The 22,972-nt window shown below is 66.3% G+C and carries 15 protein-coding genes; 3 read left to right on the forward strand and 12 right to left on the reverse strand.

All coding sequences use genetic code 11. The features are described from left to right. Nucleotides 1-55: 55 nt before the first annotated feature. The 3 genes from pyc to ACOYJQ_RS01180 all read right to left on the reverse strand — a co-directional run bounded on the left by pyc (nt 56) and on the right by ACOYJQ_RS01180 (nt 5,308). Nucleotides 56-3,529, reverse strand: coding sequence for a pyruvate carboxylase (gene pyc, locus ACOYJQ_RS01170; RefSeq protein WP_433455711.1), 3,474 nt, complete (start codon nt 3,527-3,529; stop codon nt 56-58). 187 nt (nt 3,530-3,716) lie between these two features. Continuing rightward, complete coding sequence (pyrC, locus tag ACOYJQ_RS01175) at nt 3,717-4,763, reverse strand: dihydroorotase (RefSeq protein WP_433455713.1); 1,047 nt, start codon at nt 4,761-4,763, stop codon at nt 3,717-3,719. 125 nt (nt 4,764-4,888) lie between these two features. After that, a complete protein-coding gene (locus tag ACOYJQ_RS01180) occupies nt 4,889-5,308 on the reverse strand; it encodes a hypothetical protein (RefSeq protein WP_433455715.1) in 420 nt (139 codons plus the stop codon). Nucleotides 5,309-5,795: 487 nt separating this feature from the next. On the opposite strand from ACOYJQ_RS01180, the gene ACOYJQ_RS01185 reads away from it, so the two are divergent. Continuing rightward, a complete protein-coding gene (locus tag ACOYJQ_RS01185; RefSeq protein WP_433455717.1) occupies nt 5,796-7,721 on the forward strand; it encodes a hypothetical protein in 1,926 nt (641 codons plus the stop codon). Between the two features lie 162 nt (nt 7,722-7,883). On the opposite strand, the gene ACOYJQ_RS01190 is transcribed toward ACOYJQ_RS01185, so the two are convergent. Continuing rightward, nucleotides 7,884-10,187: an NADP-dependent malic enzyme gene (locus tag ACOYJQ_RS01190; RefSeq protein ID WP_433455718.1), complete on the reverse strand. Its 2,304-nt coding sequence runs from the start codon at nt 10,185-10,187 to the stop codon at nt 7,884-7,886. 124 nt (nt 10,188-10,311) lie between these two features. Between ACOYJQ_RS01190 and ACOYJQ_RS01195 the strand changes: the two genes are divergently transcribed. Continuing rightward, complete coding sequence (locus tag ACOYJQ_RS01195; RefSeq protein WP_433455720.1) at nt 10,312-10,944, forward strand: CatB-related O-acetyltransferase; 633 nt, start codon at nt 10,312-10,314, stop codon at nt 10,942-10,944. Here ACOYJQ_RS01195 and ACOYJQ_RS01200 read toward each other — a convergent pair. Genes ACOYJQ_RS01200 through aspS form a run of 3 tightly spaced genes read right to left on the reverse strand, consistent with a single transcriptional unit; the run spans nt 10,904 to nt 14,711 of the window. Next, nucleotides 10,904-11,977, reverse strand: a complete 1,074-nt coding sequence (locus ACOYJQ_RS01200) for an acyltransferase family protein (RefSeq protein ID WP_433455722.1) — start codon at nt 11,975-11,977, stop codon at nt 10,904-10,906. The genes ACOYJQ_RS01195 and ACOYJQ_RS01200 overlap by 41 nt on opposite strands. After that, nucleotides 11,974-12,897 (reverse strand): glycosyltransferase family 2 protein, encoded by a 924-nt coding sequence (locus tag ACOYJQ_RS01205; RefSeq protein WP_433455724.1) that lies wholly within the window; start codon nt 12,895-12,897, stop codon nt 11,974-11,976. Before ACOYJQ_RS01205 ends, ACOYJQ_RS01200 begins: the two co-directional genes overlap by 4 nt. After that, nucleotides 12,897-14,711, reverse strand: coding sequence for an aspartate--tRNA ligase (aspS, locus tag ACOYJQ_RS01210; RefSeq protein WP_433455726.1), 1,815 nt, complete (start codon nt 14,709-14,711; stop codon nt 12,897-12,899). Before aspS ends, ACOYJQ_RS01205 begins: the two co-directional genes overlap by 1 nt. A gap of 185 nt (nt 14,712-14,896) precedes the next feature. Here aspS and rnd point away from each other — a divergent pair, with 185 nt between their 5' ends. Then, entirely contained in the window at nt 14,897-16,042 is a 1,146-nt protein-coding gene (gene rnd / locus ACOYJQ_RS01215; protein WP_433455728.1) for a ribonuclease D, read from the forward strand. A gap of 13 nt (nt 16,043-16,055) precedes the next feature. On the opposite strand, the gene ACOYJQ_RS01220 is transcribed toward rnd, so the two are convergent. From ACOYJQ_RS01220 to ACOYJQ_RS01240, 5 genes are all read right to left on the reverse strand, one after another. Beyond that, nucleotides 16,056-16,813 (reverse strand): IS5 family transposase gene (locus tag ACOYJQ_RS01220; RefSeq protein ID WP_433455730.1). Its coding sequence is split into 2 segments (ribosomal slippage): nt 16,056-16,483 and nt 16,483-16,813, totalling 759 coding nucleotides; the frame shifts between segments, so codons are not numbered across the junction. A gap of 308 nt (nt 16,814-17,121) precedes the next feature. Next, the gene (gene ppx / locus ACOYJQ_RS01225; RefSeq protein WP_433456393.1) at nt 17,122-18,648 is read right to left on the reverse strand and encodes an exopolyphosphatase; all 1,527 of its coding nucleotides are present in this window, start codon (nt 18,646-18,648) and stop codon (nt 17,122-17,124) included. 88 nt (nt 18,649-18,736) lie between these two features. Beyond that, entirely contained in the window at nt 18,737-20,959 is a 2,223-nt protein-coding gene (locus ACOYJQ_RS01230; protein ID WP_433455732.1) for an RNA degradosome polyphosphate kinase, read from the reverse strand. Nucleotides 20,960-21,091: 132 nt separating this feature from the next. After that, complete coding sequence (locus tag ACOYJQ_RS01235) at nt 21,092-21,793, reverse strand: hypothetical protein (RefSeq protein WP_433455734.1); 702 nt, start codon at nt 21,791-21,793, stop codon at nt 21,092-21,094. Continuing rightward, complete coding sequence (locus ACOYJQ_RS01240) at nt 21,786-22,895, reverse strand: AI-2E family transporter (protein WP_433455736.1); 1,110 nt, start codon at nt 22,893-22,895, stop codon at nt 21,786-21,788. Before ACOYJQ_RS01240 ends, ACOYJQ_RS01235 begins: the two co-directional genes overlap by 8 nt. Nucleotides 22,896-22,972 lie beyond the last annotated feature (77 nt).

Raw genomic sequence — 22,972 nt, forward strand, 5'->3', positions numbered from 1 at the left:
GATCTCGCGCGAGAACGTTAATGCGAGAAAATCGAGTAAACGGGCCTATAATGCTCTATTCGAGCACCACCAGCAGGTCTTTCGCATCCACCGAGCTGCCTGCGCTCACGAGCACCTCGCGCACCAGCCCGTCCCGCGCCGCACGCAGGGCCGTTTCCATCTTCATGGCCTCGATCGTGACCAGCACATCGCCGGCCTTCACGCTCTGCCCGGCCTGAACGGCGAGCGTGGCGATCAGCCCCGGCATCGGCGCCGCGACATGCGCGTCGTTCCCATCCTCCGCCTTGCGCCGGGCCGGCAACTGCGCCACCGCGGCGCGGTTCGGAACCTTGACGATACGCGGCTGGCCGTTGAGCTCGAAGAAGACGCGCACCAGCCCGTCCTCGCTGGTCTCACCGATGGCCTGAAGCTGGACGACGAGGGATTTTCCCTGCTCGATCTCGACCGAAATCTCGTCGCCGACCTGCATGCCGTAGAAGAAGTTCGGCGTGGGCAGCGCCGATACCGGGCCGTACTTCCAGCTCGTCAGCGCGAATTCGGTGAAGACCTTCGGATACATCAGATAGGACGCCAGCTCCGCGTCACTGACCGGACGGTCGATCTTGCCCTCGACCGCCTGCCGCTCGGCAGCCAGGTCGGCCGGCGCGATGAGCGAGCCCGGACGGACGGTCGAAGGCGTCTCATCCTTCAGCACCTTCTTCTGCAACGCCTCCGGCCAGCCGCCGGGCGGCTGGCCGAGATCGCCGCGCAGCATTTCCACGACGGAAGCGGGAAAGGCGATCTCGCGCGCGGGATCGAGCACGTCGGCGGGCGTCAGCTCCTGCGCCACCATCATCAGCGCCATGTCGCCGACCACCTTCGAGGACGGCGTGACCTTGACGATATCGCCGAACAGATCGTTGGCGTCACGATAGGCGCGCGCCACCTCGTGCCAGCGCGTATCCAGCCCGAGCGCCCGCGCCTGCTCCTTGAGGTTGGTGAACTGGCCGCCCGGCATCTCGTGCAGGTAGACCTCCGACGCCCCCGCCCGCAGGTCGCTTTCGAACGCGGCATATTGCGCCCGCACCGCCTCCCAGTAGAAGCTGATGCGGCGGATGGCGTCGGAGTCGAGCCCCGTCGCGCGCGCGTCGTTGTGCAGCGCCTCCACCAGCGAGCCGAGGCACGGCTGCGAGGTGAGACCGGACATGGCGTCCATGGCCGCATCCACCGCATCCACGCCGGCGGCGACCGCCGCGAGCACGCTCGCCGCCGAGATCCCCGACGTGTCGTGCGTATGCAGATGGATCGGCAGGCCGACTTCCTCCTTCAGCGTCTTCACGAGCTTCGCCGCGGCGGCGGGCCTGAGCAGGCCGGCCATGTCCTTGATGCCGAGGATATGGCAGCCGGCGGCTTCCAGTTCCTTCGCCAGGCCGACATAATACTTCAGCGTATACTTCGGCCGCGCCGGATCATCGAGATCGCCCGTATAGCAGAGCGCCCCCTCGACCAGCCGGCCGGTCTCGCCGGCCGCGTCGATGGCGACGCGCATGTTCTCGACCCAGTTCAGGCAGTCGAACACGCGGAAGACATCCATGCCCGCATCGGCCGCCTGCCGCACGAAGTATCGCACCACGTTGTCGGGATAGTTCGTGTAACCGACGCCGTTCGCCCCGCGCAGCAGCATCTGCAACAGGATGTTGGGCGCCCGTTCGCGCAGCAGCGCGAGCCGCTCCCACGGATCTTCCGACAGGAAGCGCATGGCGACGTCGAAGGTGGCGCCGCCCCAGCATTCGAGCGAGAACAGCTCCGGCAGGCCCTGCGTGTAGGCATCCGCCGCCGACACGATGTCGAAGGTGCGCATGCGCGTCGCCAGCAACGACTGGTGCGCGTCGCGCATGGTGGTGTCCGTGACGAGCACCCGCGTTTCGGCCTTCATCCAGTCGGCGAAGCCCCTGGCGCCGAGGCGGTCGAATATCTGCCGCGACCCCTCCGGCAGCGCCGCCGGCTGCGCACCGTGCCGGAAGGCGGGCGGCACGGGCTTGCGCGCTTCCGCCGGCGGCCGGGCGCGCCCGCGCGTCTCGGGGTGGCCGTTGACGGTGACATCGGCCAGATAGCCGAGCAGCTTGGTCGCCCGGTCGCGCTTGCGGGCGAAGGTGAACAGCTCCGGCGTCTCGTCGATGAACCGCGTGGTGTAGTCGCCCGAGAGAAAGCGCGGATGATCGAGCAGCGCCTCGAGGAAGCTCAGGTTCGTGGCGACGCCGCGGATGCGGTATTCGCGCAGGGCGCGCACCATGCGCGCGACCGCCTCGTCCGGCGACGGCGCCCAGGCCGTGACCTTTTCCAGCATGGGGTCGTAAAAGCGCGTGACCACCGCGCCCGAATAGGCCGTGCCGCCGTCGACACGGATACCGAAACCGAAAGCGCCGCGATAGGCCGTGATGCGCCCGTAATCGGGAATGAAGTTGTTTTCCGGGTTTTCCGTGGTGATGCGGCACTGGAGCGCATGGCCGTTGAGACGGATCTCCGCCTGGGGCGGAATGCCGGTCTCGGCGACATCGCCGACGTGGCCGCCTTCCGCGATGCGGATCTGCGCCTTCACGATGTCGAGCCCGGTCACGGTTTCGGTGACGGTGTGCTCGACCTGGATGCGCGGATTGACCTCGATGAAGTAGAACGCCCCCGTATCGGCGTCCATGAGGAACTCGACCGTGCCGGCGCCGACATAGCCCGTCGCCCGGCCGATGCGCAGCGCCGCCTCGCACAGCGCGGTGCGCGTCTTGTCGTCGAGATAGGGCGCGGGCGCGCGCTCCACCACCTTCTGATGGCGGCGCTGGATGGTGCAGTCGCGCTCGAAGAGATGCACCAGCCCGCCGTGCGTGTCGCCGAGCAACTGCACCTCGACATGCCGGGCGCGACGCACCAGCTTCTCGAAATACACCTCATCCTTGCCGAAGGCGGCCTTCGCCTCCCGGCGCGCCGTCGCCACCACGCCGGCAAGCCCCTCGGAACCTTCGATAGGGCGCATGCCGCGCCCGCCGCCGCCCCAGCTCGCCTTGAGCATGACGGGATAGCCGATTTCCGCCGCGATGGCCTCCACCGCCTGCGGATCGTCGGGCAGCGGATCGGAGGCCGGCATCACCGGCACGCCGACGGAAATGGCGAGATTGCGCGCCGACACCTTGTTGCCGAGCGTGCGCATGGTCTCGGGGCGCGGACCGATGAAGAGGATGCCGTTCGCCGCGCAAGCATCCGCAAACTCGGGGCTTTCCGACAGGAAGCCGTAACCGGGATGAATGGCGTCGACCTTCGCCTCACGCGCGACGCGAATCACCTCGTCGATGGACAGATACGCCTCCAGCGGGCCGAGTTGCCGACGATCGTCCTGGGCCTTGCCGACCTGATAGGCCTCGTCCGCCTTGAAACGATGCAGGGAAAGCTTGTCTTCCTCGGCATAGACGGCGACCGTCTCGATGCCCAGCTCCGCCGCCGCCCTGAAAACCCGAATGGCAATTTCCGACCGATTGGCCACAAGCAGACGGCGTATCTTCATCCGTTTCCTCATTTATCGTTCACGCGCGCCTTCCGCGCTCTCCGCGCGCGGCGCCGCTACCGCATCCGGGCAGGCGGCCTTTCGCGCCGCACCCGTCAAACGGTTTTGTTGCCAAACAGGGTGCATTGCAAGCACCCTTTTCATTCTTGCCGGTCATCCTCGCCGGCGGGCAGCGCCCTGGAGACCGTCAGAGACCGTCAATGACCGTCCAGCCCACGCTTTCGCCGCCGCGATAGACATGAACCCTCTCGCCGCCGGCGACATCGATATCTTCCGCCACGAAGCGGGGGGCGCGGCGAAGCGTGATCCGCCGCTCGTTGACCGGCAGGCCGTAGTGGCGCGGGCCGTTGAGGCTTGCGAAAGCCTCGAAATGCGCCAGCGCGTTTTCCTCGTCGAACACCTGGGCATAGGTCGCGAGCGCGACGGGCGCGACGAACAGGCCGGCGCAGCCGCACGCGGCCTCCTTGGCGGCGCGCGTATGGGGCGCGGTGTCGGTGCCGAGGAAGAAGCGCGGATTGCCCGAAGTGACCGCCCGGCGCAGCGCAAGGCGATGATGCTCGCGCTTGGCGATGGGCAGGCAGTAATAATGCGGGCGTATGCCGCCCTGGAAAATGGCGTTGCGGTTGAACATGAGATGATGCGGCGTCACCGTGGCGCCGACGCCCTCGCGCGCGCCTGTCACGTAATCGACACCTTCCTGCGTCGTAACGTGCTCCAGCGTCACGGTGAGGCCGGGAAACCGGCGCACCAGCGGATCGAGCACCCGCTCCAGAAACACGGCCTCGCGGTCGAAGATATCCACGGCGCCGTCCGTGACCTCGCCATGCACCAGCAGCGGCACGCCGGCCTTTTCCATGCGCTCCAGCACCGGATGGATGCGCGCGACGTCGCTGATGCCGAAGCTGGAATTGGTCGTCGCATGCTGCGGATAGAGCTTCACGGCCGCGACCGTTCCCTCGGCATGCCCGGCGACGACGTCGTCGGCCTGCGTGTCGTCGGACAGGTAGAGCGTCATCAGCGGCGCGAAGGCGCTGCCGGGCGGCAGGGCCGCCACGATCCGGTCGCGATAGGCGCGCGCCTGCGCGCTCGTGACGACGGGCGGCACCAGATTGGGCATGATGATGGCCCGGCCGAAATGGGCCGCCGTGGCGGGCAGCACCGCCGCGAGCATGTCGCCATCCCGCAAATGGACATGCCAGTCGTCCGGCTGGCGAATCGTCAGGCTGTCAGTCATTCCGCCATCCCCGCTTCGTGCATCGAATCTTTCCGGGCGGCGTTGTAGCAGCCGCCGCCGTCCGCGCCTATCGCGTTATGGCCGGCAGCCCACGCCCTGGAACGCGCACGGCGCGGGAGGACCCGTCAGATGACCGGAGAAGGCTCTCCGCCGGCGGGGACGGTCAGCTTCACCAGCGCCTCGCCGCATTTCGCCGTCGATTGATCGTCCAGTTGCAGCGTCAGGCTGATGCCGCCGGGCAGCACGACGGTGACGATCGGCTGGTTGTTGCGGTTCGACCGCGCCGCGATCCAGCGCAACACCGGAAACTGGCAATCCTCGACAGCCGTGCCGGACGGCGGACGGGAAAGGCCGGCATGGGTGGCGACGGAAGCCGTGAGCAGCGCGCGCCCGAGATGGGCGGCCTGCGCGCCGGTCAGCGGCAAGGCCGTTTCGCCATGAGGCGAACGGGCCTTCAGCAGCACCTGATCGCCCTCGCCGACTTCGGCAAAGAACGTCAGGGCCGGCACCTCCTGCTGCGGGCTCTGCGAAGCGGCGTCACTCATGTCGCAATCTCCATTGCTTGATTCGGCCGTTACTTTACACGAACGATCCGCACATCCGAAACGCCGCGCGGAACAGCCGCCATCCAAAGCCGGCAAAACGCAGTGGCCGCACCGACGGGCACCCGAAACTCCGGTGTATTAACCTCCGAAACCGCGAGAAAAATTCACCAACAAACAACTCTGATCAATCACCGGCACCACGGTGAAATAAAAAATAAAATAATCAAGCGGCATAATATATTATTAATTATAATATATATCGTCATGACATGCCCATTTTCCGGTCATTACATGAGGCTCCCGCGCGCATTGCGATGGAGGAAATTGACATCGGGCGGAAGTACGTGTTATGTTCCGCTCGTTTCCGTCGATCCTGCCCCTCCTTGGCCGGAAAGGCCAGCGGCATTTTCGGCGGAAGGCGATACGGGGAAGACGAGGCGCCTTTTCGCGGTTCGACGAAACGCAAGGGCAGGATTTGGGAGATCGTATGTCTTACGCGTCTGGCGTTATCGCGGCACTGACCGGCGTTTTCATCCTCGGGGCATCGCCCTATGGCGGCGAGGCGGAGGGGCCGTCGCTGTTTTCCCTTCTGGTTCCGTCCGCCGCTCATGCGGCTTCGGACGTCGAGCTCAAATCCATCGCAATCGCGGCTGAAGGACTGGAAGTGGCGATCCCCGCCGCCACCGTCACGGGATCGAATCTGCCGGAAGCGGCGCTGCGCGGATTGTTCGACCTGCCGGCGGCGGGTTCTCGGGCGGGCGCCTCCTGGGCGGAGCGGCTTGGGGCGCTTTCCGCAACCTCCATCGTGATTCCGCAGTTGAGCGTCACGCAGAACGGGGGCGGCGCACGGCAGATCACCACCTATTTCGATGTCGAGCTGCGTGACATCGTGAACGGCGTCATCGGCTCGGCCCGGTCGGGACGCAGCACGATCACCTTCAAGCCGGACGAGAGCGCGGGCGATGCGGCGGCCTTCGCCGGCACCACGGGCGCGGTGTCGGTGGAAAAAATCGACACGACGCTGATCGCGCGGCTTTTCAGCGGCGACGGCAAACCGGCGGGCGACGCGGAGCCGGCCCACCTTCTGCATGGCGTTTTCTCGATCGCGGATTACCGCCTTACCGGTGCGCCGGACGGCGGCGAAGGCGGCTTCTCGCTCGCGATCGACAGCATCGCCGGCGACGGCATGTCCGTGCGGCCGGGCAGCGTTCCGATAGCGGATATCTTCCAACTCGCGAACAAGGGCAGCGATATCGAGACCCTGTCCGCCGACGAGAAGCGGAAGCTGCTGGCGGGTGTGGCCGGCATCCTGTCCGGCATCGATCTCGGCACGACGACCGCCTCCGGTCTGGTTGTCTCGTCCACCGACACCGGAACGCAGGATGACGGATATGCGCTGCGCATCGCCACGCTCAAGACCCGATTCGCCGACCAGGTGCTGGAGATCGGGCTTGACGGGATCGCGTTCGAGAGCGGCGACGGCACGGTCTCCGTGGCGGCAGCCTCGCTTGAAAATCTGTCGTTCCGGTCCGCGGTGAGCGCGCTGGCGGAAGCCGCCCGGTCGACGTCCGAGGATCCCGAGGCCGTCCTTGCCGACGCGCGCATCGCGCCGAGCGGCGGCCGCTTCAGAATCGAGAATGTCGCCGTCGATCTCGCCATCGACGACGACACGGAAGTCGATCAGGACGCAAATGCGGGGCAGGCGGCCGGCGGTTCCGCCGATGCGGGCGCGCCCGAGCGGATCAGGTTCTCGATCGCATCCTTCGCCACCGCGACGGATCTGGGAACGGGCGGCGGCGATGCGCAGTTCGACACCGTTCTCACGGGGCTGCGGGCCTCCCTGCCCCAGAGCGACGAAGACGGCATCCGGCAATTGCGCGAGCTGGGATATGACGAGGTTACGCTCTCCGCGGCGCTGCTCGGCCGCTGGACGGCGGATACGAAAGAGCTCTCGCTCGAAACCCTGTCGCTTTCCGGGGAGGAAATCGGCGCCCTTGCCTTGCAGGCGCGCCTTGGCCGCGTCGATGGCGAGTTCTTCTCGGGCGATCCCGACAAGGCGTTACAGGCCCTTTCGGGCTCCGCCCTGCATAGTTTCTCCCTCACGCTCGAGAACAAGGGCGTTTTCGAGCGGATCGTGAAACTGCAAGCCGGCGCGGGGGGCGTCAGCGCGGACGACGTCCGGCAACAGTTCGCCGCGCTTGCCCTCATCGGTCTCCCGGCCATCATCGGCGACTCGGCTGCGGCGAAAAAGATCGCCGCCGCCGTATCCCGCTTCGCCACGTCGCCGCGCAAGCTCGTGTTGAAGGCCACGGCCAAGGACCCCGCCGGCGTCGGTATCGAGACGATCGATCCTGCGACGATGGGACCCGGCGCCGTTCTCGAACGTTTCGACGTCATAACGGCGAACGAATAAAGTATCCGCCGCCCGGCTTTTCGCGGCCGGGTCGGAATAAAGATCCAAGAACGGGCCGGAAGTCATGCTTCCGGCCCGTTCTTGGATGGAGATCTAAAGCGGGATGCGATCAGGTTGAATCGCCATCCCGCTCTCAGTTCCATATGTTACCGCAACTTGCGATCAGGCTTCGGCAGTGACCGCCTCGCTCTGGGCCTGAGCCTCGACAACCGCCACCGCCGTCATGTTGACGATGCCGCGCGCCGTGACCGACGGCGTGAGAATGTGGGCGGGCAGCGCCGATCCAAGCAGAATCGGGCCGACAGGCAGCGCATCCGCCAGCACGCGCGCGAACTGGAAGGCGATGTTCGCGGCGTCCAGCGTCGGCAGGATCAGCACGTTGGCCGCCCCCTTGAGATGCGAGGACGGCAGCACGCGATCCCGCACGATCTGCGACAGCGCGGCATCCGCCTGCATCTCGCCGTCCGCCTCGATCTCGGGCGCCCGCTCGCGCAGCAATGCCAGCGCCGCGCGCATCTTGCGGGCCGAAGCCGTATCCGCGGAGCCGAAATTGGAATGCGACAACAGCGCGATACGCGGCTCGATACCGAACCGGCGCACGTGCACGGCGCATGAAACGGCCATCTCCGCGATCTCGTGCGCCGTCGGATCGGGACGAATATGCGTATCGGCCAGGAAGTAATGTCCCTTCGAGGTGATGACGAGGCTCATCGCGGCGAAATCATCGACGCCCGGCGCGAGGCCGATGATGTTGCGGATATGGCGCAAATGCGAATCGAAGCGGCCTTCGACGCCGCAGATCATCGCATCCGCATCGCCGCGCAGCAGGGTAACGGCCGCGATGACCGTGGGGTTGGTACGCATCAGCGTGCGCGCGGCATCCGGCGTGATGCCCTTGCGGCCTGCCGCCTCCAGATAGGTGGCGACGTACTCGCGGTAACGCGGATCGTCTTCAGGGTTGATGAGATCGAAATCCCGGCCGGCCACCAGCGACAGCCCGAAACGGCTGAGACGGGTCTCGACCACGGCGGGGCGGCCGATCAGGATGGGGCGGGCGATGCCGTCCTCCACCACTGCCTGCGCGGCCCGCAGCACGCGTTCGTCCTCGCCTTCGGCGTAAATGACGCGCCTGGGCTCCGAGCGCGCCTGGCTGAACACCGGCTTCATGATGAAGCCGGACCGGAACACGAAGCCGTTCAGCGAATCGGCATAGGCATCGAAATCGACGATGGGCTTGCGCGCGACGCCGGACTCCATCGCCGCCTTCGCGACGGCGGGGGCGATGCGCAGGATCAGGCGCGGATCGAACGGGTTGGGGATGAGCGACTCGGGGCCGAAATTGGGCGTCTCGCCGCCATAGGCGCGGGCCACCACCTCGGACGGCGCCTCGCGCGCCAGCTCGGCGATCGCCTTGACGGCGGCGACCTTCATCGCCTCATTGATGGTGGAGGCGGCGACGTCGAGCGCCCCGCGGAAAATATACGGAAAACACAGGACGTTGTTGACCTGGTTCGGATAGTCGGAGCGCCCGGTGCAGATCATGGCGTCGGAGCGCGCTTCGCGCGCGACCTCCGGCAAAATCTCGGGATAAGGATTGGCCAACGCGAGGATGAGCGGATGATCGCCCATCTTCTTCACCATTTCGGGCTTCAGCACATTTGCCGCCGACAGACCGAGGAAGATGTCCGCGCCCTCGATCACCTCGCCGAGCGTGCGCTTGTCCGTCTTCTGGGCGTAGATCGCCTTCCAGCGATCCATCAATACGGTGCGCCCCTCGTAGACGACGCCCTCGATGTCCGTCACCCAGATGTTCTCACGTCTGGCGCCGAGCGAAACCAGCAGGTTGAGGCAGGCGAGCGCGGCGGCACCCGCGCCGGAGGCGACGATCCTGACCTTGTCGATCTTCTTGCCCGACAACTGCAATGCATTGGTGACGGCGGCGGCGACGATGATGGCGGTGCCATGCTGATCGTCATGGAACACCGGAATATTCATCCGCAGCTTCAGCCGCTCCTCGACCTCGAAGCACTCGGGCGCCTTGATATCCTCAAGGTTGATGCCGCCGAAGGTCGGCTCCAGCGCGGCCACGACATCCACGAGGCGCTCGACGTCGTTCTCCGCCACCTCAATGTCGAACACGTCGATGCCGGCGAACTTCTTGAACAGAACGGCCTTGCCCTCCATCACCGGCTTCGAGGCCAGCGGGCCGATGTTGCCAAGGCCGAGCACCGCCGTGCCGTTCGACACCACCGCGACCAGATTCTGGCGGGTGGTGAGGCTGTCGGCCTCGGCGGGATCCTCGACGATGGCCTCGCAGGCGACGGCGACGCCGGGCGAATAGGCCAGCGCCAGGTCGCGCTGGTTGCCGAGCGGCTTCGTCGGCTTGATCTCGAGCTTCCCCGGCCGGGGATTGCGGTGATAGAAGAGGGCTCCCGATTTGAGATCCTGCGAGATGTTGCCGGTCATTGCTGCTCTGCCCCCTGTTCGTGACGAATGGCGTGATTCCGTTATCGTGCCGTCCGTTGTCGCGTGTCGACGCCACTTCGTCAACGCTCTCTCCGGCTACCGGATTGCATTCAGGACATAGCTGATGTCATTTTTCAGGCGCCTGAAGCGCTGGCGCAATCCGCACAACGAAACGCGCGTGTTTCTGGCGCGCGCCTGCCGTCGTTTCGGCTTTTCCATCGGCGCGCACACCTATGGCCACCCCAAGGTGCGCTTCGCCGATCAGGGGCACAGGCTCGTCATCGGGCGGTTCTGCTCCATCGCCGACAAGGTGGAGATCCTGCTCGGCGGCGGCCATCACCTGCACTGGACGACGACCTACCCGTTCTCCGCCTTTCCCGACCGCTGGCCCGGAAGCGGCGCGTTGCCGGACTACCGCGGCGGCGGCGGCGATGTCGTCATCGGCTCGGACGTGTGGATCGGCTCGGGCGCCATGATCATGCCGGGCGTGACCATCGGCCATGGCGCGGCGATCGCGGCGCGGGCGGTGGTGACGCGCGACGTGGCGCCCTACACGCTTGCCGCCGGCGTGCCCGCGCGTCCCGTCCGCCGCCGCTTCGACGACGATACCGTCGCGGGCCTGCTGGAAACCGCATGGTGGGATCTGCCGGATGCGGCCATCGCCTCCCTGCTGCCGCTGCTGCAAGGCGAACGGGCCGGGGAACTCGTCGCCGCCGTCAGGCGGCTGCGGGCGGACGGCGGCTTGCCGCCCGCATGAGCCGCCCCTTGAGCGCCAGCGCCGGTTGCTCCGCCGCATACCACGACGCGGCCGCCACCAGCGCCGATATCGCGATGGCCGGCGCCAGCAACGCTAGGCCGCCGACAGCGGGAAACAACGCGAACAACGCCTGCTGCACCGGCCAGCCGTAAAGGTAAAGGCCGTAGGACAGATCGGCCCGCGGCGGCGCTCGCAGCAAGGGAGGGAGACCGAGCGCCAGCCACAGCACGCCGTAGGCCTGCGCCATGAACAGGAGCGCATGGTAGAACGGCGTACCGGCCGCGAGCCATGCACTCAGCGCAAGCATCGCCACCAGCGGCAGGTTGAGCACGATCCTGTCGCGGTACAGAAAAAGCGCGCTGCCGGTCAGGAAAATCAACAGCAGCCGGATGGTGGTTTGCGTGCCCTTGCCCGCTTCCGGCACGAGCACGTCGACACCGAGACAGGCGGCGAACAGCGCGCCCACGAACAACGCCACCGCAAGCCGATGCCGCAACGCCCCGAGCACACCGAGCAGCAGCACGAGCACGTAGCAGATCACCTCGTATTTCAGCGTCCAGACCGTGCCGAGCGGAAAGCGGAACGGGTTTTCCGTGAACACGCCCGGCAGGGGCGCGGTGCTCTTCAGCGTGGTCAGCGTGGCCTGCACGAAACGCCACAGCGCGGGATCGCGAAAATAATCGCTCAGCGACAGGACGGTCATCGCCGGCCCAAGCAGGAAGGCGCAGGCCAGCACGGCCGCGACCAGCGCGGGCGCAATGCGCAGGGCACGGGCAACGGTGTAGTCGAGCGGCCCGCGCCGCACGAAGCTCATGGCGACGAGAAAGCCCGAGATGGCGAAGAAGCCGTTGACCGCATGCTCGCCCAGCGAAAAACCCGTCGCGGCATGCAACGGCTCGTCCGCGCCGATGCCGGTGCCGACGCTGAAGGCGTGAGAAACGATGACGGCCAACGCCAGCAGGTGCCGCAGCAGGCTGAAGTTGTCGCCGCCGCGCGCCATCGCCGCCGCTATCGTTTGCCCGCGCAGGCTCATGAGCCAGCCGCCCCCGCGAGCCCTTCTTCTGCGGGCCCTTTCTTCTCAAGCCCTTGCCGCGACAATGCATCCCGCCCGCGCAGCCACGCCCATGCGCCGGCGGCCGAACCGCCGTAGCGGGCGGCGCGCGCGCGGTCGAGAATGAGCAGCGATCCCAGCGCCTTGAGCCCGTTCACGAGCGCCGCGCCGGGCGCCGGATCGGGCAGTCCGTATTTGCGGCTGACATAGGCGCGCGACCACGCCAGATGCCAGCGCACGTTGAACGCGCGGGCAAGATCGGGCGCGCTCGATGCGCCGCGCCGGTGCCGCGCCGTCGCCCCATGCACATGGACGAGCGAGCGGCCGGCGTCCGCGAGGCGGCGGCACAGGTCGTCATCTTCGTAGAACAGAAAGATATTCTCGTCGAAACCGCCGATCGCCAGAAAGACGTCGCGGCGCACCAGCAGCGCCGCGCCCGACAGAAACGGCGCGCAGCAATCGCCCTCGGGAAAACGGCGCGCGCCGGACGGGTTGGCGAGAAAGGAAGACAGCAGCGAACGGAACTGGAAGAAGAAGCGCCCGTCGTTCTCGACGATGCGCGGCGCGAGCAGGGCGGCATCGGGATATCTCTCCGCCGCGGCGAGCAGCCCGGCCAGCGCGCCGGGATCGAGCACCGCATCGGGATTGATGACGAGCGCGTAGTCGCCGTCAGCGGCGCGGATGCCGATGTTGTTCGCGCGTCCGTAGCCCTCGTTGCGCGCGTTGCGGATCACCCGCGCGCCATGCGCCTGCGCCACGGCGACGGAATCGTCGCCGCTCGCGTTGTCCACCACGATCGGCCTCGCGCCCTCGCGCCGCAGCGCATCGAGGCAGGAGGGCAGCACTTGCGCGCTGTTGAAGCTGACGACGACAGCCTCCAACCGGGCGTCACCCGCGTCCATCAGGCAGGCTTTTCGGGCAGGTTCAGGCGGATGTGCAGTTCGCGCAACTGCTTCGCCGTCACCTCGGAAGGCGCGCCCATCATGATGTCCTCGGCGCGCTGGTTCATCGGGAACAGCACCACCTCGCGAATGTTGGGCTCGTCGCACAGCAGCATGACGATGCGGTCGATGCCCGGCGCGATGCCGCCGTGCGGCGGGGCGCCGTAGCTCAGCGCGCGCAGCATGCCGCCGAACTTCGCCTCCAGCACGTCGTCGCCGTAGCCGGCGACGGCGAACGCCTTGCGCATGACGTCCGGCCGGTGGTTACGGATCGCGCCCGACGACAGCTCGATGCCGTTGCAGACGATATCGTACTGGAAGGCCGTGATGCCGAGGATGGTCGCCTCGTCCGCCGGATCGAGCGCCAGAAAGGCGTCGTGGTCGAAGTTGGGCATGGAGAACGGGTTGTGCGAGAAGTCGATGCGCTTCTCGTCCTCGTTCCATTCGTACATCGGAAAATCGGTGATCCAGCACAGGTCGAAGCGGTCTTTCGCGGAAAGGCCGAGTTCGTCGCCGATGCGGATGCGCGCCGCGCCCGCGAGCTTGGCCGCCTTCGCTTCCTCGCCGGCCGCGAAGAACACGGCGTCGCCCGCGCCCACGCCGGCCTTTGCGGCGATGGCAGCCTGCACCTCGGCCGGGATGAACTTGGCGATCGGCCCCTTGCCTGCAAGCTTTCCGCCTTCCTCCTCGAACACGACATAGCCCAGGCCCGGCGCACCTTCGCCGCGCGCCCAGTCGTTCAACCTGTCGAAGAAGGAACGCGGCTGGCTCGCCGCCCCCGTCGCCGGAATGGCGCGCACCACGCCGCCCGCCTCGATGACGCCCCGGAACGCCTTGAAGGTGACGCCTTCCGCCATGAATTCATCCGACACGTCGGCGATGACCAGCGGGTTGCGCAGGTCCGGCTTGTCGGAGCCGTATTTCAGCATGGATTCCTTGTAGGGAATGCGCGGGAACACCTGCGTGACCGGCTTTCCTTCCGAAAACTCCTCGAACACGCCGCGCAGCACCGGCTCGACCGCCTGGAACACGTCTTCCTGCGTGACGAAGCTCATCTCGATATCGAGCTGGTAGAACTCGCCGGGAGAGCGATCGGCGCGCGCGTCCTCATCGCGAAAACAGGGCGCGACCTGGAAATAGCGATCGAAGCCCGCGATCATCGTGAGCTGCTTGAACTGTTGCGGCGCCTGCGGCAACGCATAGAACTTGCCCGGATGCAGGCGGCTCGGCACGAGGAAGTCGCGCGCGCCTTCGGGTGAGGAAGCCGTCAGGATCGGCGTCTGGAACTCGAAGAAGTCCTGTTCGCGCATGCGCCGGCGAAGCGAATCGATCACCTGCCCGCGGCGAACGATGTTGCGGTGCAGTTTCTCGCGGCGCAGATCGAGGAAGCGGTACTTGAGCCGCGTTTCCTCGGGATAAACCTGATCGCCGAACACCTGAAGCGGCAGTTCGGCCGCCGTGCCCAGCACCTCGAGGGCGGTGATGTAGATTTCCACCTGGCCCGTGGCTAGATCGTCGTTCTGCGTGCCCTCCGGGCGGCGGCGCACCTTGCCGTCGATCCTCACCACCCATTCCGAGCGCACCTGCGAGACGGCATCGAAAGCCGGCGAATCGGAATCGGCGACGCATTGCGTCAGGCCGTAATGGTCGCGCAGGTCGATGAACAGCACGCCGCCGTGGTCGCGGATGCGGTGGCACCAGCCGGACAGACGAACCTCGGCGCCGATATCGGCTTCGCGCAGGGCGCCGCAGGTGTGGGAACGATAGCGATGCATGACGGAACAAGCCACGGTAAGATGACGGAAAAAGGCGAACGCCCGGTCGACGCGCCCGATCCGGCGGAGAAGTCCACGATGGACCCCGCTTGTCAAGCTTCGCTCGGAAAAAGACGCCGGAATGACGCGCAAATCGCCCCGCCCCCCGCGACAAGCGCCCGTCGCTTCGCTATAGCAGATGCATTATGAATCTGATCGCGACAACAGAAACGCTGGCGGCGGCCTGCGCCCGCCTTGCCCGGCACCCCTTCGTCACCGTGGACACCGAGTTCCTGCGGGAGACGACCTTTTTCGCGAAGCTGTGCCTCATCCAGATGGCGAGCCCGGACGAAGCCTTGCTCATCGACCCGCTCGCGCCCGACATCGATCTCGCCCCCTTCTTCTCGCTGATGACGGACGAGGCGGTGATCAAGGTGTTCCATTCGGCGCGGCAGGATGTCGAGATCATCTGGCAGCGCGGCACCGTCATCCCCACGCCGCTGTTCGACACGCAGGTCGCGGCCATGGTCTGCGGCTATGGCGATTCGGTGTCCTACGAGCAGCTGACGAACGACCTTGCCCACCAGCGCATCGACAAGTCGTCCCGTTTCACGGACTGGTCGCAGCGCCCGCTCGACAACCAGCAGTTGCTCTACGCTGAATCCGACGTCACCCATCTGCGCACCATCTATACCGCGCTCTCCGCCGACCTCGCGAAAACAGGGCGTTCCGCCTGGCTGGACGAGGAAATCGGCATCCTCACCTCGCCCGCGACCTATGAGCTGAAGCCCGAAGACGCCTGGCAGCGCCTGCGCGGGCGCGTGCGCAAGCCGCGCGAACTCGCGGTGCTGATGGAGATCGCCGCCTGGCGGGAAAACGAGGCGCGCACCCGCGACGTGCCGCGCTCGCGCGTCATGAAGGATGACGGGCTGATCGACATCGCCGTCCACGCGCCCCGCTCGGCTGAAGCGCTGGGGCGCCTGCGCTCCATCCCCAACGGCTTCGAGCGCTCGCGCGCGGCGGCGGACATTCTCGCGGCGGTCGAGCGGGGCCTTGCCCGCGATCCCGCATCGCTGCCGCCGCAGGAGCGCCCGCGCGGGCGCAACGGGGGCGGCGCCGTGCTGGAAATGATGAAAGTGCTGCTGAAAAGCGTCGCCGAGACGGCACGCGTCGCGCCCAAGATCCTCGCCACCGTCGACGATCTGGAGGCCATCGCCACGGACGACGACGCCGATGTGCCGGCGCTGCAAGGCTGGCGGCGCGCGCTGTTCGGCGAACAGGCGCTCAAGCTCAAGCACGGCAGGCTCGCGATCGCCATCGAGGGCAACCGGGTGATCCTGATCGACCGCTAGGCGTTGTCTGCATTCATCGTATCCAGATCATGGCACATGCGAGGTGCACGAAGCCCATAAAGGCTGTGAGGGTTTTCTCACAGCGCAGGGCGATCCTTCGGAAGCGTTTGAGCTTATTGAAGAAGCATTCGATCTGATGACGCTCTTTGTAGAGCCTCCAGTCGATTTTTGGGCTCGTGGTGCGTGTAGGGTTGGCCTTGATCTGCGCTGTCGCACCGAGCTCCTGGGCAATGAAGGCGCGTAGCGGATTGGCATCATAAGCGGCGTCGGCGATGACATGGCCGACGCCCTTCAAACCGCGCAGAAGCGCCTCAGCCTGTGGGCAATCCCCGTATTGTCCCGGTGTCGGATGGATTCTCAACGGCAAGCCGATCGCATCGACTACGGCGTGCAACTTGGTCGTCAGGCCGCCGCGCGAACGACCGATGGCGGCAGCTTCAGCCCCCCTTTTGCACCCGTCGCATCAGCATGGACCTTCGAGATCGTGCTGTCGATCAGCACATACTCAAAGTCTGGCGTATCGGCCAGCGTATGGAAAAGCCTCTCCCATACACCTGCATGCGACCAGCGTCGGAAGCGTGCATGAACAGCAGTCCATTTGCCGAACACCTCCGGCAAGTCACGCCAATGAGCCGCATTGCCTGCCATCCAAAGAATCGCATCGACAAACAGTCGGTTATCCACCCCACTACGCCCAGGCGTTCCAACACGACCGGGAAGATGCTTCTCGATCCGGCTCCATTGCTCATCTGTCAGTGTCCGTCTGCTCAAGGTCTGTCTCCTTCAACAACCTTGAATCAGAAACACAACGAAAACGGAATCCCTGAATGCAGACAACGCCTAGAGCAGTTTGCGTTCAAATCGATCCATCGGGTTGAATGCAAGTTGCGGTAAAATATAAAATTTAGAGCGGCGTGACGATTCCACTTGAATGCACGCCGCTCCAAGGCATGCCGACTCACCCGTTCGACATCAAAACCTGCGAGGCGCTCCGCGTTTCAACGAAATGCAAAGCGCCTTGAAAGAAAGGCGCTCCCAGGGGCGCCTCGCTTCTCAGCTCATATGTCCGGCACGGCGGTTCACGCGACAGCGCCGCCGGGCTTCGGCACCGTCACCACCGCGGGCTCGCGACCCACGATGCGCGCCAGTTGCCGCACGCGGTTCAACAGCCGCTCGTTCGCGAGCGGCTCCAGATCGGCCGGCAGCGACAGCACGAGCCGGGCGCCGCTGCCCACCAGCGGGGCGCGCGGCAGTATGCCCGGCATCGCGGCCGACACCAGATAAGCCACCCGCAACATGCCGCCCAGAATACGGGCGCGATTCAGCATGCGCGGCGACACGAGTTCCCGCATGCGTGAGCTGGCGCCGTCAAGCGACAGGCCCTCGTGCCGGAAGAAGACGGACAGCGCGACGAAAGCGCGGCCGGGATGGTCTATGCCCGTCAGCCCCGCATGGGCGATGAGGCTCAGGCTCTGCTCGCCGCGATAATCGGGATGCGTGCGCCAGGCGAGATCGGACAGCAGACACACCGCCTCGCGCTGGCGGCGTTCGTCCTCCGTCTCGTCGAGATGCAGCGAGGCGCTCAGGCGCGCCGTCCAGGCGACAAGATCCGCCGCATGAACGGGCGAACGCGCCATCAGCCGGTTAAGTTCACCGGCACTCGCCAGCAGCGGATCGGTGCGGCGCTCCTCATCGCCGAGCAATTCGTAAAGGAAGCCTTCACGCACGCCCTGCGCCGACATGACGATGGACTCGGGCTTGCCCCGCCTGATGATCTCATCGAGCAGCAAGGCGCCGTAGCCGAGCAGGGGACGGCGTGCTTCGGAGACGGATTCGATCGATTCCAGCATGTCCGTGTCGGCGCGCTCCACGAGCTTGCTGAACTCCGCCGCATCGCGCGCCGGAATGGTGTAACCGTGCATGACATGCAGCGGATAGGCTTTCTGCGCCATATGCAGCGCCGCAAGCGCGCGCCAGGTGCCGCCCACCGCATAGAAGCTGCGGCCGCGCAGCGCATCGAGCGGCGCCGCGGTCGCGAGCGCGTCACGGATCACCTTGACGGCCCGCTTCAGCGATCCGCCGGTGACATCCTGCAACGCCAGCCCGCCGAGCTTGGTCGTGATGCCCTGCGCCACCGTGTTGCCGATGACGTCGACGAGCTCCAGGCTGCCGCCGCCGAGATCGCCCACCACGCCATCGGCATGGTGAAAGCCGGACAGGATGCCGTAAGCGGAAAGCTGCGCCTCTCGCCGGCCGGACAGAAGCTCGATCCTTCTGCCCAGAATGCGCTCCGCCTCGGCGATGAAATCGGGACCATTGGCCGCGTCGCGCGCCGCGGCGGTGGCGAGCACATGCACGCGCTCCACCCCGACGGCCTCGCACAGAATGCGGAAGCGGGCAAGCGACCGGAGCGCCTTCTCGACAGCATCTTCCGCCAGCCGGCCTGTGGAGACGACGCTGCGCCCCAGCCCGCAAAGCACCTTTTCGTTGAACAACTGGGCCGGCGCGCGCGCCAGCTCCTCATAAATCACCAGTCGGATGGAATTCGATCCGATGTCGATGATCGCAATGGGCGAGCCGTTGGCGGCCCGCCCCGATTGTTGCAACCGTTCCGCCGCGCGCGCCGCATCGCCGGATGCGCCCTGCACGGCGGCGCCGTTATCCGGCAAGATGCGATCGGCCAATGAACCGCTTTCAGCCAGCGAAGCCTTTGGCGAGGCTCCGGGGGCGGGAATTTCTGAGAGACTTTCCACGTCCAGACAAACTCGGGTTGGTCATAAAGTACTCATGGGCGTTGAACGGCTCCTCACCCTCGGCAGGCTGGATGCGCGTGCTCTTCCCATCCGGGAGGATGGACCAGCTCTGCTCGTTATCGAGCAAATTGGCAAGCATAATTTGGTCGAGAACCTGTTGATGAACGGTCGGGTTCGAGATCGGGCACATGGCTTCCACACGCCGGTCGAGGTTGCGCTGCATGAGGTCGGCGGAGGAAATATACAGATGCGCCTGCGGGTTAGGCAGCTCCTGACCGTTGCCGAAAGCGTAGATGCGGCTGTGTTCGAGGAAGCGGCCGACAATCGACTTGACGCGGATATTTTCCGACAGGCCGGGCACGCCGGGGCGCAGGCAGCAGATGCCGCGCACGACGAGATCGATCTGCACGCCCGCCCGACTCGCCTCGTAAAGCGCGTCGATGACCTCGGTGTCGACCAGCGAATTGCACTTCAGCCACACGGAGCCGGCACGGCCGGCTTTCACATGCTCGATCTCTTCCCGCAGATGCTGAAGGATGCGCGGCTTGATGGTGAGCGGCGAGACGGCCATGCGCTCCAGCTCCGCCGGCTCGGCATAGCCGGTGATGAAGTTGAAGATGCGGGCGACGTCGCGCGCGACCGCCGGATCGGCGGTGAAGAACGACAGGTCCGTATAGATGCGCGCCGTGATCGGGTGATAATTGCCGGTGCCGACATGGCAGTAGGTGACGAGCTGGCCGGCCTCGCGGCGCACCACCGACGACAGCTTGGCGTGCGTCTTGAGCTCGATGAAGCCGAACACGACCTGCGCGCCGGCGCGCTCCAGATCGCGCGCCCAGCGGATGTTCGCCTCCTCGTCGAAGCGCGCCTTCAGCTCCACCAGGGCGGTGACGGACTTGCCGGCCTCGGCGGCTTCCGCCAGCGCCTTGACGATGGGCGAGTCGGAGGAGGTGCGGTAGAGCGTCTGCTTGATGGCGACCACGTTGGGATCGCGCGCCGCCTGCTGGAGGAACTGCACCACCACGTCGAAGGACTCGTAGGGGTGATGGACGATCAGGTCCTTCTCGCGGATCGCGGCGAAGCAATCGCCCGCGTGCTCGCGGATGCGCTCGGGATAGCGCGGATTGTAGGGCGTGAACTTGAGGTCGGGCCGGTCGAGGCCGACGAGCTGCGACAGCTCGTTCAGCGCCAGCATGCCGGTGGAGACGAAGATCTCGTCCGGCAGCACGTTCAACTCCTTGGCGACGAAATCACGCAGGTTCTCCGGCATGGCGCCCTCCAGCTCCAGCCGGATGACGACGCCGCGCCGGCGCTGCTTGAGCGCCGTCTCGAACACGCGCACCAGATCCTCCGCCTCTTCCTCGATCTCGAGGTCGGAATCACGCACGACGCGGAAACCGCCCTGCCCCTGCACGGAATAGCCGGGGAAGAGACGGTTGACGAACAGCACGAGCACCTGCTCCAGCACGATGAAGCGGGACGCGCCCGTCTCGGCGAAATCGGGCAGCTTGATGAAGCGCTGCACCTTGCTCGGAATGCGGATCAGCGCGTTCAGCGTCTTGTTGTCGCTCTGGCGATGCAGCGAGAGCGCCAGCGAGAAGCCGAGGTTCGGGATGAAGGGGAAGGGATGCGCCGGGTCGATGGCGAGCGGCGTCACCACCGGGAACACGTAATGCAGGAAGTAGTCGTCGAGCCAGTTCAGCTCGGCGCGCGTCAGTTCCTCGGCGTCGATCAGCACGATGGCGTTCTCGACGAGTTCCTCGCGCAGCTCCAGCCAGCGCTTCTGCTGGTCGCTGGCAAGCTTCGCGACCTCGGCGCCGATGCGCGCGAGCTGCTCGGCCGGCGTCAGGCCGTCCTGCGAGAGAACCGACACGCCCGAGCGGAGCTGGCCGCGCACGCCCGCCACGCGAACCATGAAGAATTCATCGAGGTTGTTGGCGGAAATCGACAGGAAGCGAAGCTGTTCCAGCAGCGGATGGCGGCGGTTGGACGCCTCTTCCAGAACGCGCCGGTTGAACTGCAACCAGGACAGCTCCCGGTTGACCAGACGCTCCGGCGAACCGAGCAGCTCCGCGCCGGCGGCCTCCGCCTCGGGAGCGCCCGCATCGGCGCGAATCCCGGTGTCCTCGTTTGCCACGTTCTGAACCGCTTCGATATCCGTCATGGTGAATCTCCACCTTCGTCCCTGGCCGCGTTCGATGCTCGCCCGCCATTATCCGCACTCAAGCCGCGTTGTCGCAATCTTGTGCGACATTTCCACGACGAAAAATCATGAAACCACAACACGAAACACCTGCTAGGCGCCATCGCCGGCCACGCGGTCCAGCACTTCGAGGGCAAAAGTGCGGGTAATGCGCCGCCCGACGCTCAGCGCCTCGCGGTCCAGCACCTCCACAAGCTCCCGCGCCGCCGCGAGCGAGCGCTCCATGCGCCGCCCGAGCGCCTCGATCACGTTGGCGTCGACGACGAGTTGCCGGTCCAGGAAGAGCTTCACCAGCACGGCCCGCAGCAGGACGTCGTCGGGCGGCTCGATGGCCACGGAGGGCGACAGGCGCAGGCGCGACAGCAGATCGGGCGTGGCGAGCCCCCAGGCCTCCGGCGCGCCGCGCGCCGTGATCAGCATGGAGGCGCCCGTGCGCCGCACCACGTTGAGCAGGTGAAACATCGCATGTTCGTCGAGCGGCGTCCGGTCCGCGTCCTCGACCACGAGCGCGCTCGCCCGCGCGAGTTCCTCGACATTCCCGGCCGCGACAGCCCCCGCCGGCACGATGCGCCCGCCTGCCCGCCGCGCCCAGATCGCGGCGAGATGCGTCTTGCCCGAGCCCGCCGGGCCGATGACGCGCAACAGCCCGTCCGGCCAGGCCGGCCAGCTCTCGATCATCGCGAACGCCTGCGCGTTGGCCGGGCCGACCAGGAAATCCTCCGCGCCGAGACGCGGCTCCACCGGCAGGTCCAGCGGCAGTTGCCGCGGCACTTGCGGGCCGAAGGCGTCAGACATCGAGGCGAATCCGCGGCGCCTGCTCCTCCTCCACGCCGGTGTAGAGGGGGCTCGCCAGGTAGAGTTGCAGCGCGAAACGCGTCAGCACGCCGATGGCGGCGGCGATCGGCACCGCGAGCAGCAGGCCCACGAAGCCGAACAGCGAGCCGAAGGCCACCAGCGCGAACATCAGCCACACCGGATGCAGCCCCACCGCGTCGCCCACGAGCTTGGGCGACAGGATGTTGCCCTCCACGAACTGGCCGAACAGGAAGATGCCGACGGTGACGGCGATCATCGTCCATTCCGGCCAGAACTGCACCAGCGCCACCCCCACCGACAGGACGAAGCCGGTGAACGAGCCGACATAGGGAATGAAGGTCAGCGCGCCGCTGACAAGACCGATCAGCAGGCCGAAGTTCAGCCCGATGGCGGTCAACGCGATGGCGTAGAACGAGCCGAGGACGAAGCACACCAGCGCCTGTCCGCGGATGAAACCGGCGATGGCGCCGTTCATGTCCTGCGCCAGCGTGCGGATGGTATCGGCATGGCGGCGCGGCAGCCAGCTGTCGATCGTCTCGACCATCCGCCCCCAATCGACCAGCAGGTAGAAGGCGACGACCGGCGTCACGACCAGCAACGCGAATACGCTCATCACCGCCTGGCCGCCCGACCACAGCGAGGTGGCGAAGGTGCCCATCCACCGCGCCGCCTGCCCGACGAGATCGGTCAGCGAGCGCTCCACGTTGGCCAGCGCCTCCTGCCCGCCGAGACGCTCGACCAGCGGGCCGCCGTATTCCACCGCGAGCTGTTGCAGACGCCTCGCATTCGCCGGGAGGTTCTCGATCAGCACGCCGAACTGGTTGACCACCACCGGCAGCAGCAGCAGCAGCGAGAGAATGAAGGCCAGCACGAAGAGCAGCAGGATCAGGAGCGAGGCGGTGAGCCGCCCCATGCCGATCCGCTCCAGCCGCGTCGCCACCGGATCGAGAACATAGGCGAGCGCCAGCCCGGCGACGAAGGGCAGCAGGATGCCCCGCAGCAGGTAAACCCCGACGAGCAGCACCGCCAGCGCCACGATCCAGAAGCGCATCTGACGCTCGACAGGGGAGAAGTCAGTCATCCGCCAGTTCATTTCCGCCAACTCCGTTCCCGCCGGCGCATCGCGCGAAGAATATCCGCTTCCGCACCATCTAATAC

Source organism: Pseudochelatococcus sp. (genome assembly GCF_050946405.1).
Lineage (GTDB): Bacteria > Pseudomonadota > Alphaproteobacteria > Rhizobiales > Beijerinckiaceae > Pseudochelatococcus.

Bases quoted from the DNA above. Each gene is read 5' to 3' on its own strand.
- pyc (WP_433455711.1), bottom strand. From the start codon at position 3,529: ATGAAGATACGCCGTCTGCTTGTGGCCAATCGGTCGGAAATTGCCATT.
- pyrC (WP_433455713.1), bottom strand. From the start codon at position 4,763: ATGACTGACAGCCTGACGATTCGCCAGCCGGACGACTGGCATGTCCAT.
- ACOYJQ_RS01180 (WP_433455715.1), bottom strand. From the start codon at position 5,308: ATGAGTGACGCCGCTTCGCAGAGCCCGCAGCAGGAGGTGCCGGCCCTG.
- ACOYJQ_RS01185 (WP_433455717.1), top strand. From the start codon at position 5,796: ATGTCTTACGCGTCTGGCGTTATCGCGGCACTGACCGGCGTTTTCATC.
- ACOYJQ_RS01190 (WP_433455718.1), bottom strand. From the start codon at position 10,187: ATGACCGGCAACATCTCGCAGGATCTCAAATCGGGAGCCCTCTTCTAT.
- ACOYJQ_RS01195 (WP_433455720.1), top strand. From the start codon at position 10,312: ATGTCATTTTTCAGGCGCCTGAAGCGCTGGCGCAATCCGCACAACGAA.
- ACOYJQ_RS01200 (WP_433455722.1), bottom strand. From the start codon at position 11,977: ATGAGCCTGCGCGGGCAAACGATAGCGGCGGCGATGGCGCGCGGCGGC.
- ACOYJQ_RS01205 (WP_433455724.1), bottom strand. From the start codon at position 12,897: ATGGACGCGGGTGACGCCCGGTTGGAGGCTGTCGTCGTCAGCTTCAAC.
- aspS (WP_433455726.1), bottom strand. From the start codon at position 14,711: ATGCATCGCTATCGTTCCCACACCTGCGGCGCCCTGCGCGAAGCCGAT.
- rnd (WP_433455728.1), top strand. From the start codon at position 14,897: ATGAATCTGATCGCGACAACAGAAACGCTGGCGGCGGCCTGCGCCCGC.
- ACOYJQ_RS01230 (WP_433455732.1), bottom strand. From the start codon at position 20,959: ATGACGGATATCGAAGCGGTTCAGAACGTGGCAAACGAGGACACCGGG.
- ACOYJQ_RS01235 (WP_433455734.1), bottom strand. From the start codon at position 21,793: ATGTCTGACGCCTTCGGCCCGCAAGTGCCGCGGCAACTGCCGCTGGAC.
- ACOYJQ_RS01240 (WP_433455736.1), bottom strand. From the start codon at position 22,895: ATGACTGACTTCTCCCCTGTCGAGCGTCAGATGCGCTTCTGGATCGTG.